14 protein-coding genes are annotated in these 11,534 nt (G+C 71.7%); 10 read left to right on the forward strand and 4 right to left on the reverse strand.

Annotation, left to right across the window (positions count from 1 at the left end; translation table 11 throughout):
- Positions 1-18: 18 nt before the first annotated feature.
- The gene (locus ACZ4TV_RS24240) at positions 19-759 is read left to right on the forward strand and encodes a PP2C family protein-serine/threonine phosphatase (RefSeq protein ID WP_468136904.1); all 741 of its coding nucleotides are present in this window, start codon (positions 19-21) and stop codon (positions 757-759) included.
- Positions 760-785: 26 nt separating this feature from the next.
- Here the strand turns inward: ACZ4TV_RS24240 and ACZ4TV_RS24245 are convergent, their stop codons facing one another.
- Both ACZ4TV_RS24245 and ACZ4TV_RS24250 read right to left on the reverse strand, forming a co-directional pair.
- Entirely contained in the window at positions 786-1,256 is a 471-nt protein-coding gene (locus ACZ4TV_RS24245) for a hypothetical protein (protein ID WP_468136906.1), read from the reverse strand.
- The gene (locus ACZ4TV_RS24250) at positions 1,244-1,774 is read right to left on the reverse strand and encodes an RNA polymerase sigma factor (RefSeq protein ID WP_468136908.1); all 531 of its coding nucleotides are present in this window, start codon (positions 1,772-1,774) and stop codon (positions 1,244-1,246) included. The genes ACZ4TV_RS24245 and ACZ4TV_RS24250 overlap by 13 nt, the downstream gene beginning before the upstream one ends.
- 276 nt (positions 1,775-2,050) lie before the next feature.
- Between ACZ4TV_RS24250 and ACZ4TV_RS24255 the strand changes: the two genes are divergently transcribed.
- The 5 genes from ACZ4TV_RS24255 to ACZ4TV_RS24275 all read left to right on the forward strand — a co-directional run bounded on the left by ACZ4TV_RS24255 (position 2,051) and on the right by ACZ4TV_RS24275 (position 5,573).
- Positions 2,051-2,377: a helix-turn-helix domain-containing protein gene (locus ACZ4TV_RS24255; RefSeq protein ID WP_468136910.1), complete on the forward strand. Its 327-nt coding sequence runs from the start codon at positions 2,051-2,053 to the stop codon at positions 2,375-2,377.
- A gap of 327 nt (positions 2,378-2,704) precedes the next feature.
- Positions 2,705-2,908 carry a cold-shock protein gene (locus ACZ4TV_RS24260; protein WP_030011983.1) on the forward strand — a complete coding sequence of 68 codons (204 nt, stop codon included), beginning with the start codon at positions 2,705-2,707 and terminating at the stop codon, positions 2,906-2,908.
- Positions 2,909-3,275: 367 nt separating this feature from the next.
- Positions 3,276-4,790 carry a DEAD/DEAH box helicase gene (locus ACZ4TV_RS24265; protein WP_468136911.1) on the forward strand — a complete coding sequence of 505 codons (1,515 nt, stop codon included), beginning with the start codon at positions 3,276-3,278 and terminating at the stop codon, positions 4,788-4,790.
- Positions 4,791-4,868: 78 nt separating this feature from the next.
- Positions 4,869-5,177 (forward strand): SCO5918 family protein, encoded by a 309-nt coding sequence (locus ACZ4TV_RS24270; protein WP_374774946.1) that lies wholly within the window; start codon positions 4,869-4,871, stop codon positions 5,175-5,177.
- 24 nt (positions 5,178-5,201) lie between these two features.
- Positions 5,202-5,573, forward strand: a complete 372-nt coding sequence (locus ACZ4TV_RS24275; protein ID WP_468136912.1) for a hypothetical protein — start codon at positions 5,202-5,204, stop codon at positions 5,571-5,573.
- Between the two features lie 52 nt (positions 5,574-5,625).
- Here ACZ4TV_RS24275 and ACZ4TV_RS24280 read toward each other — a convergent pair whose 3' ends face one another.
- Both ACZ4TV_RS24280 and ACZ4TV_RS24285 read right to left on the reverse strand, forming a co-directional pair.
- On the reverse strand, positions 5,626-6,159 hold the full coding sequence (locus tag ACZ4TV_RS24280; protein ID WP_468136913.1) for a hypothetical protein: 534 nt from the start codon (positions 6,157-6,159) through the stop codon (positions 5,626-5,628).
- Between the two features lie 250 nt (positions 6,160-6,409).
- Positions 6,410-7,456, reverse strand: coding sequence for an alpha/beta hydrolase family protein (locus ACZ4TV_RS24285; protein WP_468136914.1), 1,047 nt, complete (start codon positions 7,454-7,456; stop codon positions 6,410-6,412).
- Between the two features lie 75 nt (positions 7,457-7,531).
- On the opposite strand from ACZ4TV_RS24285, the gene ACZ4TV_RS24290 reads away from it, so the two are divergent.
- The 4 genes from ACZ4TV_RS24290 (at position 7,532) to ACZ4TV_RS24305 (ending at position 11,464) form a co-directional block, all read left to right on the forward strand.
- Complete coding sequence (locus ACZ4TV_RS24290) at positions 7,532-8,137, forward strand: GNAT family N-acetyltransferase (protein ID WP_468136915.1); 606 nt, start codon at positions 7,532-7,534, stop codon at positions 8,135-8,137.
- 71 nt (positions 8,138-8,208) lie between these two features.
- The gene (locus ACZ4TV_RS24295; protein WP_468136957.1) at positions 8,209-9,072 is read left to right on the forward strand and encodes a PaaX family transcriptional regulator C-terminal domain-containing protein; all 864 of its coding nucleotides are present in this window, start codon (positions 8,209-8,211) and stop codon (positions 9,070-9,072) included.
- Between the two features lie 113 nt (positions 9,073-9,185).
- A complete protein-coding gene (locus ACZ4TV_RS24300; protein ID WP_468136916.1) occupies positions 9,186-10,106 on the forward strand; it encodes an RNA polymerase sigma factor SigF in 921 nt (306 codons plus the stop codon).
- Positions 10,103-11,464, forward strand: coding sequence for an aminotransferase class III-fold pyridoxal phosphate-dependent enzyme (locus ACZ4TV_RS24305; RefSeq protein WP_468136917.1), 1,362 nt, complete (start codon positions 10,103-10,105; stop codon positions 11,462-11,464). Before ACZ4TV_RS24300 ends, ACZ4TV_RS24305 begins: the two co-directional genes overlap by 4 nt.
- Positions 11,465-11,534: the final 70 nt, after the last annotated feature.

Raw genomic sequence — 11,534 nt, forward strand, 5'->3', positions numbered from 1 at the left:
GAGAGGCGGGACGTCGAGGTGCCGTACATAGCCGTGACCGCTCTGAGCCATGTCGGGCTGATCCGCGAGCACAACGAGGACAGCCTCGCCGTCGGACCGTGGACGCTGTGCGGGACCGTGACGCAGAATCCCCAGACGCTCGTCTTCCCCTTCGGCACGCCGCTCGTCGTGGCGGTCGCCGACGGGCTCGGCGGGCAGCCGGGCGGAGAAGTGGCCAGCGAGCTCGTGGTCCGCCAGCTCTCCACGCTCGGTCCCACGCTCGACGGCGCGCAAGCCGTCAGTGACGCGCTGAACCTCTGCAATCGCTCGCTGTACTCGGCCACCGACGGCCGGCCGGAGCTGGCCACCATGGGGACCACCGTCGCGGGGGCCCTCGTGCTGGCGGAGTCGCTGCTGGCGTTCAACGTCGGCGACAGCAAGGTGTTCCACGCGGCGCAGGACGGCCTCCACCAGGTGAGCGTGGACGACAGCCCACCGCCGCCGCCCGGGCGCCGCACCACGTCGGCCGTCACGCAGACCCTTGGCGGCAGCCGCGGCTACCACGCGATCACGCCCCACCTGGCGACCTTCGCTCTGTCCGAGGGCGACCGCTACCTGGTGTGCAGCGACGGCCTGACCGATCCGGTGCCCGACGAGGAGATCGAGGATCTGCTGCGGGTCCACGACGACGGCAGGGCCGCCTTCGAGCTGTGGAAGGCCGCGATCGATGCCGGCGGCCCGGACAACATCACGCTCGCGCTGGTACGCATCGGCACCTAGTGCCAGCCGCCCACGGCCCGGGCCCGTCACAGCTGGTCGGTGAGCCGCTTGAGTGCCCTGGCGCCCAGCGGCGCCATCAGCGGGCGCAGCAGGCGGTCGGCATGCCGGACGCCCGGGAGGCGCAGCCCGCCGAAGAAGGCGAGCCTGGTGCCGTCCCCCTCCGCCACCGCGGCCATCCCGCCGACCACGAACCGGCTCCGCATGAGGCACCAGCCCGGCCGCAGCACGACGTCGAAGCGCGCCCGCATCCCCAGCGGGCTCCGGGCCCGGGCTTCCAGGTGCTCGCCCACGGCCGAGGTCACGGTGAAGGCGCTGATGTCGGTGATCATCAGGGGCAGCTGGTTCTCGAGGTCGGAGGCGAGCGCCCAGACCCGCTCGAAGGGGGCGTCGACCAGGTGCTCCGCGAAGCCGGTGCCCGGGGTGCTGCGTGCGATCACCCGTAGCCTGCGGACGGTGTCGAGTTCGGCGACCGGCCAGGAGTCGTTCAACGTTCCCACGCCTTCCGGAAGGTGCGGCGGGCCCGGAAGAGCCGGGTCCGCACGGTGGATTCGGGCACCCCGAGGAGTGCGCTGACGGCATGCTCGTCCAGCCCTTCGAGGTCCCGCAGGACCAGTACGGCACGGTGCGCCGGGGAGAGCCGTTCCAGTACGTCGCGCACGTCGGCGGCGAGCTGCGGATCGTCCCGCGCGGGCACGTCGTCGAGCGGGTCCGGGACGGCCCGGGCCGCCGCGCGGGCGATCCGGACCGCCTCCCGTACGGCGATCACCCGTACCCACCCGAACAGGGCGGCCGGTTCCCGGAGTTGGCCGATGTTACGGAAGATCACGATCATCGCCTCCTGCGCGGCGTCCGGGCCGTCCTGCAGGGCGATGGGACCGCACAGCCGCCCGACGTAGGGGGTCAGCAGGTCCAGCAGCCCCTGGACGGCCATCGGGTCGCCGCGCTGGGCGCGGCGCACGAGCGCGGCCGGCTCGGCCCTGCCCGCGGCTCCGCTCGTATCCGCGTCCGCGGCCATCGCATTCCTCCTCCTTGACGGCGTGCCGGGAGGGAAGAGGCCGCGAACCGGCCGGACATTCCATGTGACCTGCGTCACATCTGCGCATGGTGGCCGCAGCGGCCTCCGACCGCAGGCGCGAGCCGGGGGCTCCGCCTGTTTCCCACGAATAGCGCCCAGGCGGTCATGCCCGTGAAAATACCTCTCTCGGGGGACAGAACTTCGGATGCAAATCCTGGAGCAAATCTGCCATGGTCAGAGTAGACATGGTCTCTCATCACGGTTAGCGTCTCTGACGTGACCCCTGAGAAGTCCCCGCTCGCCGACAGCCTCGACGACGACGACTACCCCGCCTACACGATGGGCCGGGCCGCAGAAATGCTCGGCACCACACCCGCCTTCCTCCGCGCCATCGGCGAGGCCCGCCTGATCACCCCGCTCCGCTCCACCGGCGGCCACCGCCGGTACTCCCGCTACCAGTTGCGCATCGCCGCCCGGGCCCGGGAGCTCGTCGACGGCGGCACCCCGGTGGAAGCGGCCTGCCGGATCGTCGCACTCGAGGACCAGCTCGAAGAGGCCCTCAAGCTGAACGAGGAGATGAGCCGCCGGAGCAACGGTTCCTGAAGCCACCGGGACCGTTTATATGACTTCCGTACGCAGATATCTGTTACTGCAAGTGCAGAATTGCGGCTGACACGCCACGAGATTTCACGACCGGACGGCACGCGGGGGAAAAGTCACCGCGCCTGCCGGACCCCCCTGTGCTACTGTGATCTCAGTTGCAGTTGTGGTTCCCAAAAACTTACAAGTGCTCTCACCAGACTTTTCGGTGGGCGCACTTTTTATTTCCGGTGCACGCAGTCACATGCACAGTCCGGACGGGGCAATCATCACAGCGACGCCGGTATTCGCACAGTGCGAATCCGGGCACTGCCCCAAAGGAGAATTCATATGGCATCTGGCACCGTGAAGTGGTTCAACGCGGAAAAGGGCTTCGGCTTCATCGAGCAGGAGGGTGGCGGCGCTGACGTGTTCGCCCACTACTCGAACATCGCCTCTTCTGGCTTCCGTGAGCTTCAGGAAGGCCAGAAGGTTACCTTCGACGTCACGCAGGGCCAGAAGGGCCCGCAGGCCGAGAACATCGTTCCCGCCTAATCGCTGACGCGTACACGCAGCTGAGGCCCGCACCTTGGGGTGCGGGCCTCAGCGCGTTGCTTTTCCCCTGCTCACACCCCCTGTCGGTCCCCGACGGAGCGCGTGAGCGGCGGGTGACGGCGCTCAGCGCCGGCCCGCCTCATCGTCCGGCCGGGCGGCAGTGTCCTCCACGACGCGCCGCCTCGCCCCCTGCCCCGCATACCGTCCGCCGGTCCCCCGGCTCTCCGACGCGCAGCGCGGCACTCTCTCCACGGCAGTCCGGCCCGCTCTTTCCGGCACGGCTCTGCCTCGTCTTTTCTTCGGCACGTTCTCGCGAATCCCCCTGTCGGGAATTCCTCGATACGCGCCGCATCGAGGAAGGTTCTGCATGAACCGCACCACTCGCACGAACGACCGCTATTCCCGCAGCCCCCGTACGGGCAGCTCCGCGGGCTCCGGCGGTTACGCCGGCTCCGGCGGCTCCGGTCGCGGCAGCCGTTTCGGCTCCTCGGCCCCGAGCCGCTCCGGCGGCCCCGGCCGCTCCGGCTACGGCGGCCGCCGCCCCGCCGGCCTCCAGGGCGAATTCGCCCTCCCCAAGACCATCACCCCCGCGCTCCCCGCCGTCGAGGCCTTCGCCGACCTCGACATGCCCGAGCCGCTGCTGGCCGCGCTCGGCACCGAGGGCGTGACCGTACCGTTCCCGATCCAGGCCGCGACCCTGCCGAACTCCCTCGCGGGCCGCGACGTACTGGGCCGGGGGCGCACCGGCTCCGGCAAGACCCTCGCCTTCGGCCTCGCGCTGCTGGCCCGTACGGCCGGCCAGCGCGCCGAGCCCCGCCAGCCGCTGGCCCTGGTGCTCGTTCCCACCCGCGAGCTGGCCCAGCAGGTCACCGACGCCCTCGCTCCCTACGCCCGCGCCATGAAGCTGCGTACGGCCACCGTCGTGGGCGGCATGCCCATCGGGCGGCAGGCCGGCGCGCTGCGCGGCGGCGCCGAGGTCGTCGTGGCGACGCCCGGACGGCTCAAGGACCTCATCGAGCGCGGCGACTGCCGGCTGAACCAGGTCGGGATCACCGTGCTGGACGAAGCCGACCAGATGGCCGACATGGGCTTCATGCCGCAGGTCACCGCCCTGCTCGACCAGGTACGCCCCGAGGGCCAGCGGATGCTCTTCTCCGCCACCCTCGACCGCAACGTCGACCTGCTGGTCCGGCGCTACCTGACCGATCCCGTCGTGCACTCCGTGGACCCCTCGGCCGGCGCGGTCACCACGATGGAGCACCACGTGCTGCACGTCCACGGTTCCGACAAGCACGCCGCCACCACCGAGATCGCGGCGCGCGACGGCCGGGTGATCATGTTCCTGGACACCAAGCACGCCGTCGACCTGCTCACCAGCCACCTGCTCAACAGCGGCGTACGGGCCGCGGCGCTGCACGGCGGGAAGTCGCAGCCCCAGCGCACCCGGACCCTGACCCAGTTCAAGACCGGGCACGTGACGGTGCTGGTGGCGACCAACGTCGCGGCGCGCGGGATCCACGTCGACAACCTCGACCTCGTGGTGAACGTCGACCCGCCCACCGACCCCAAGGACTACCTGCACCGGGGCGGCCGTACCGCGCGCGCCGGCGAGTCCGGCAGCGTCGTCACCCTGGTCACGCCGAACCAGCGTCGCGACATGACCCGCCTGATGGCGGCCGCGGGCATCGTCCCGCAGACCACCCAGGTCCGTTCGGGCGAGGAGGCGCTGAGCCGGATCACCGGCGCCCAGGCCCCCTCCGGCATTCCGGTCACCATCACCGCGCCGAAGGCGGAGCGCCCCCGGCGCAGCGAGAACTCCTCCCGCGGACGGCGCAGCCGCCCCGCCCAGGAGCGACGCCGCGCCATGGGCATGGCCGCCTGATCCGCGCGGCCACACCCGTCCGTCCTGCCGTCCCGCCGTCCCGCCGTCCCGGGTACTCCGTCCAGTCTGTGAGGCATCATGCGCTTCGTCATCGCCCGATACCCCTTCGACCTCGAGAAGAGCGAGGTCGAGGAGAAGATGAAGGGCGTCAAGGCCGAGCCCGTCACGGGCGCGTCCGTGATCATCAGCCGCCGCACCTACCCCGTCAAGCAGGTCGGTGAGGTCATCACCCGCCAGGACCGCCGCGACTTCACGGCGGCCGAGGTCACCCGGGCGCTGACCCGCCTGGGCTTCACCTGCCGCGACCTTTCGGTACCCGTGCCGGCGCCGGCCCTCACCCCGCTCCAGGCGGCCTCGGCACTCCTCGGAAGCCCGGCCGATGCCTGACGGCGCTTGCTAGAGTCGGTGTCCATGTCGATCCCTGACGACCTGCTCCTCGATCTCGCCGCCATGGTGGAGTCGGAGCAGACCAATCAGATGTCCCTGACCGTCGTGGTCCACGGCGCCGTCATCACAGGCCGCCTCGCCCCCGAGAGCGTCTGGCGTCAGCGGGTGGCCGAGGTCCTCCAGGACTCCGACCAACTGGCCCCGTTCGCCGAGGTCTTCAGCTCCCCCGGGCGGGCCGGCAGACAGACCGCCGGGGCGCCCTCGCACCTGCACTTCCACGTGGCCCGCATCCTCCAGGGCACCCTGGGCATCCCCGAGACCGGCGGGATGTACCGGATCGCCGTCAAGGACGTCAGCGCCTGGACCGTCGGAGACTTCAGCTACTCCGACAAGTGAGCGACGAAATCGGCCCCCGCGTTCATCCGCGGGGGCCGTCTTCGTGAATCGGCTACTTGCAGGGCGGGATGAGCTGGACGCGGTCGATCAGCGCGATGCCGCTGCTCTTCATGATGGCGGTGACCTCGCCGCAATTGTCATTGACGCGCACCGGGCCGGCGTACTGCGTGAAGGTTCCCTCGTCCGTGCTGCACACCCGGGGCGTGCCCACGGGCCGCGGCTTGGTCTCGCACAGCTTGAGCTTCATGTACTTCGCCGTGCCGAGGTTGTTGTCGAAAACGGCGCAGGTCGCCGAAGTGCCCTTGCGGTACATGAACAGGGTGCCGAAACGACGGGCGTCCGGAAGCTGCTCGGCGTAGGCCAGCGCGTAGCCGGCGCCGCACAGGTTGGCCGTCGCCGCGGCCGCCTGCGGCTGGGCTTTGGCGATGGCGCGCGTGGCCTCGTCCGCCACGGCGGCGATCCGCACCTCGCCCGCCGACGGCACGGCCTGCACGGCGGAGGCCTGCGGGGCCGTCAGGCCGAAGGAGGCCATGGCGGCCGCGGCCACGGCCACGCGCAGGGCGGATTTCTTGGAAACGAAAGACATGTTCTCCCCCAGGTCAGTCGACACAAAAGTCGCGATCGCCCGAATGCACTGCCGGAGCACCGCGGACTAAAGCGGCACTAAAGTGGTGCTAAAGCGCCCGTACCCCGCCCTGATTGGTCATCTCAGGCCGAAGCGACATCCAGTAGATCATCATCAACTGCCGCCATTTCGGGCCTATCCGACACCCACGGATAACGAAATGGCAATATCCCCAGGCAGCGCGCCGACGCGGCGCGGGTGGAGTCGAGGGTCAGCCGCTCGCCCGGGGCAGGTCCTCCAGGAACCGGCGCTGGTCGGCGAGGAGACCGGGCGGGAAGAGGGCGCGCGGGGCGAACACGGCCGTCAGGGCCAGCCGCCAGGAGGAGCGCTCCAGCGGGGTGCGGAGCAGGGAGTGGGTCGCCCCCGGATAGCGGCGGACCGTGAGCGTGCCCGGCGCGAGCAGGGACCGGTAGACGGCCTCGGTCTCGGCGCCGTCCACGTTCAGGTCGTCGGCGCCCGAGATCAGCAGCACCGGGACGGCCCCCTTGGTCCGCATCGCCCGCAGGTCCGCGGTCGCGTCCGCGGTGTGGTTCCGGCTGATGAACGACCAGCGCTCCGCGGTGAGTTCCGGGTCGGCGCCCGGACTCGCGCGGTACTCCTCGTACGTCGCCCCGCGCCGCAGCAGCGCCAGGTTGGCCTCCCGGGTGCGCAGTGCGGCCGCCGTGCGGTCGGCGCCGGCCCCGGCCGCGCGGAGCTCGGCGCGCAGGTTGTACTCCCCCTGGCGCTGCCAGTTCACGGCGGTGCCGACCGCGATGACGAAGCGCACGCCGGGGGCGGGGGCCCGCGCCACCACCTTGGGCAGCACCCATCCGGCCTGGCTGGCGCCCCACAGGCCGATGCGGGAGGCGTCGATCTCGGGCCGGGTGCGGGCCGCCCAGGCGATGGCGTCGGTGGTCTCGCGGGCCCGGTTGTCCATGCTCTGGCCGAGCCAGTCGGCGGGCTTGTCCAGGGAGAGCGAGGCGTATCCGGCGCGGGCGAAGGCCTCCCAGTAGGGGCGGTAGAAGCCGTCGTGGGTGGCGTCGACCTCGCCGTCGCCGTGCACGAGGACGACGAGCGGGAAGGGGCCGGGGCCCTTGCCGGTGGGGGTGGCGAGCACGCCGGGGAGGTCGTGGCCGGCGGCGGGGACGGTGACGCGTTCCTCGTGGAGGCCGTAGTCGTGCTGCCACAGGACGACACCGGTGAGGAGGAGCGCGGTGGTCAGGGCCAGGAGGAAGACCGTCAGGAGGGCCTTGCGGACGGTTCGGCGGGGCGCGGTCATGAGGACTCCGGATCTCACTGATTCGCTCGTGTCAAAAACGATCGTAGCTGCAATGAACGTATTATGCTTGTGCTTATGACGACGGAGAGCGTGGACGTACGGCGCGGGGTGCCCGAAGGGGCCGCCGCGCGCGTCGCCGAGCTGTACTGGGACGCCTTCGCGGGAAAGCTGGGCCTCGTGCTCGGCCCCGCGGAGGCCGGACGGCGGTTCATCGCCGGGCACCTGCACGCGGACCGGGCGGTGACCGCGCTGTCCGGCGGCCCCGACGGCCGCGTGGTTGGCGTCGCGGGCTACCAGCTGGCCGGGCGCGGCCTGGTCGGCGGCGACGCGGCCGCGGTCAGGGCGGAGTACGGGCGCTTTCGAGGCCTGTACCGGGTGTTCCTGCTGGCGCTGCTGGAGCGCACCCCGGCCCGCGGCGAGCTGGTCATGGACGGCATCGCCGTGGACCCCGCCGAGCGGGGCCGGGGCATCGGCGGGCTGCTCCTGCGGGAGATCGAGGCCGTCGCGGTGGAGCAGGGGTGCCGACGGATCAGGCTGGACGTGGTCGCGGAGAACCCGCGGGCGCGGGCACTGTACGAACGGCACGGGTTCCGGGCGGTCAGGGTGCAGCGGACACCCTGGCTGCGGGACGTGCTGGGATTCGGGGGCGTGACGACGATGCACAAGGCGGTGGCGCGGTGAGCGGGTCGGACGGGACGGGACGGACGGTCGGGGCGGGCGGGACGGTCGCGGCGGGCGGTGTCCCTACGCGGATGGTCGTGCACGCGCTGGTCCGGGAGGACGGGACGGTCGCGGGCGGCGAGCTGTACGAGGTCGCCGGACTGCTCGGGATGACCGACCAGCAAGTGCGGCTGTGCGTGAAGCGGCTGGTGGCGGAGGGCCGGTTCGTGGTGGAGGGCCGCGGCCGGCGGTCCGTGCTGCGGATGGCGGGTGCGGGGTCGGGGCCGGGGCCGGAGCTCGTACCGGAGGTGGAGTTCGTACGGCACGCGTACCGGCAGGACCGGGGGCTGGAGCCGTGGGACGGGGTCTGGCACGCCTTCGCCTTCGCCGTGCCCGAATCCGCGCGGGCGGCGCGGGACGCCCTGCGCGACGCGCTGACCGGGCTGGGGGCGGCGGCGGTGCAGGGCGGGCTGTACGTCACGCCGAACGCCATCGGCCCGTACGTCCGGGCGCGGGCCGCGGAACTGGGCGTGTCGCACGCGCTGAGCTGCCTGAGCACCCGGGACCTCGCGGTGGGCGGCACCACGGATCCGCGGGCCCTGGCGCAGCGGCTGTGGCCCCTGCCGGAGATCGCGGCCCGGTACGAGGCGCTGCGCGCGCTGGCGGGGTCGGAGGCGGTCGGCGGGGCCGCGGACGGGGCGGCGGGCGACGGGGCAGTGGGCGACGGGGCAGAGGGCGACGGGGCCGTGGCGGCGCTGGCCCACGCCGTCGCGCTGGCCTCGGCCTTTTCCACGGCGATGCTCCCGGATCCGCTGCTCCCGCCGGAACTGCTGCCGCAGCCGTGGCCGGGGACGGTGGCCCGGGCCGAGGCTGCCGGAGCGTGGGCCCGGCTGGCGGCCGCCGCCCCGGCCGGAGGTCCTCGGCTGTTCCGCTTGTACGGAGAAGCCCTGGCCTGAACCGGTTGGGTGGGTATCGGGCGATTCAGGCGGGTATACCTCCTGGGACAGCGCGACGACGTACGTACCCTCGGGATCCTCGGGGACAGACCGTCGGAGGAGCGCAGAGCGCCATGCACCGTCATACAGACCTCACTGACGTCGCCACCCACGAGGCCAAGGCCCTGTCCGTGTCCCTGCTCCGGAGACTGGCGGAGCTGGAGGAGGGCAGCGCGGAGTACTCGTACGTCCGCAACACCCTCGTCGAGCTCAATCTCAGCCTCGTGAAGTACTGCGCCCGCCGGTTCCGCAGCCGCAGCGAGCCGATGGAGGACATCGTCCAGGTCGGCACGATCGGTCTGATCAAGGCCATCAACCGGTTCGACCCGGAGCGGGGGGTGGAGTTCACCTCGTTCGCCATGCCGACGATCACCGGCGAGATCAAACGGTTCTTCCGGGACACCAGCTGGGCCGTCAAGGTCCCCCGCCGGCTCCAGGAGCTGCGGATCGACGTGGCCAAGGCGCACGACGACCTGGAGCAGGACCTCGGCCGCAAGCCCACGGACGCCGAGCTCTCGGAGCACCTGCACGTCACACCTGAAGAGCTCGCGGAGGGGCAGAAGGCGGCGTGCGCGTACTCCGCACGCTCCCTGGACGCTCCGGTGGAGGAGGACGGCGACCGGGAGGCGTACGCCGACCGGCCGGCCCTCGGCGAGGAGGAGTGCGCGTACGACCGCATCGAGTGCCTGGAGTCGCTCAAGCCGATGCTGGCCGGACTCCCCGACCGCGAGCGCACCCTGCTCGCGCTGCGGTTCGGGCAGGAGCTGACGCAGTCCGAGATCGGAGACCGGCTGGGCCTTTCCCAGATGCACGTGTCCCGGCTGCTGGCCCGGACCCTGGCCCGGCTGCGCAGCGGCCTGCTCACCGACGACGCCGAAGGGGCGGAAGGGGCAGGGGCGGGGGCGGGCGCGGGGAAGGTACCGGACGCGCCGGACGAGTCCGGCGGGGCGACCCCCGCCACGTCCACATCCTGGACAACTACGCTCGTTTCATGAACGCAGAAGCCGATGCCCTCACGGCCGTGAAAGACGCAGTGAAAGACGCTGACCGGAAGCACGTTTTCCACTCCTGGTCGGCGCAGGAGCTCATCGACCCGCTCGCCGTCGCCGGCGCCGAGGGCTCGTACTTCTGGGACTACGACGGCAACCGCTACCTCGACTTCTCCAGCGCCCTCGTCTACACCAACATCGGCTACCAGCACCCCAAGGTCGCCGCGGCCATCCAGGAGCAGGCGGCCAAGCTGTGCACCGTCGCGCCCGGCTTCGCCGTCGACGTCCGCTCCGAGGCGGCCCGGCTGATCGCCGAGCGGACCCCCGGCGACCTCGACAAGATCTTCTTCACCAACGCCGGGGCCGAGGCCGTGGAGAACGCCGTCCGCATGGCGCGGCTGCACACCGGCCGGCCCAAGGTGCTGTCCGCGTACCGCTCGTACCACGGCGCGACCTCCACCGCGATCAACCTGACCGGCGACGCCCGCCGCTTCGGCAACGACTCCGCCACCGCCGGTGTCGTGCACTTCTGGGGGCCCTTCGCCTACCGGTCGCCCTTCTACGCGACCACCGAGGCCGAGGAGTGCGAGCGGGCCCTGCGCCACCTGGAGGACACGATCGTCTTCGAGGGCCCGCAGTCGATCGCCGCGATCATCCTGGAGACCGTCGGCGGCGCCCCGGGCGTGCTGGTGCCCCCGGCCGGCTACCTGCCCGGGGTACGCGCGCTCTGCGACCGCTACGGCATCGTCTTCATCCTCGACGAGATCATGGTCGGCTTCGGGCGGACCGGGAAGTGGTTCGCCTCCGAGCACTGGGACGTCACCCCCGACCTGCTCTGCTTCGCCAAGGGCGTCACCAGCGGCTACGTACCGCTCGGCGGTGTCGCCATCTCGCCAGCCATCGCGGAGACCTTCGCCCGCCGCCCCTACCCGGGCGGGCTGACCTACTCCGGGCACGTGCTGGCCTGCGCGGCCGCCGTCGCCACCATCAACGTCATGGAGGAGGAGGGCACCGTCGAGCAGTCCGCCCGCACCGGCGCCGAGCTGCTCGGCCCGGGCCTGCGCGCGCTGGCCGAGCGGCACCCCTCCGTCGGGGAGGTGCGCGGTCTGGGCACCTTCTGGGCGCTGGAACTCGTACGGAGCAAGGAGACGCGCGAGCCGCTGGTCCCGTACAACGCGGCCGGGGCGGACAACGCTCCGATGGCCGCGCTCGCCGCCGCGTGCAAGAAGGGCGGGCTCTGGCCGCTCGTCGCCGGAAACCGCGTCCACGTCGCGCCGGCCTGCAACATCGCTCCCGAGGACGTCGCGAAGGGGCTGGCGATCCTCGACGAAGCGCTCTCGGTCGCTGACGCGCACACGGCCTGAGCTGCACGAACGTAGGGTCGCCCAATCCGTGGGTGCCTGTCTCGGAGGATCTGCGCCATTCCGAACAGCA

Source organism: Streptomyces sp. NPDC028910 (assembly GCF_055564955.1).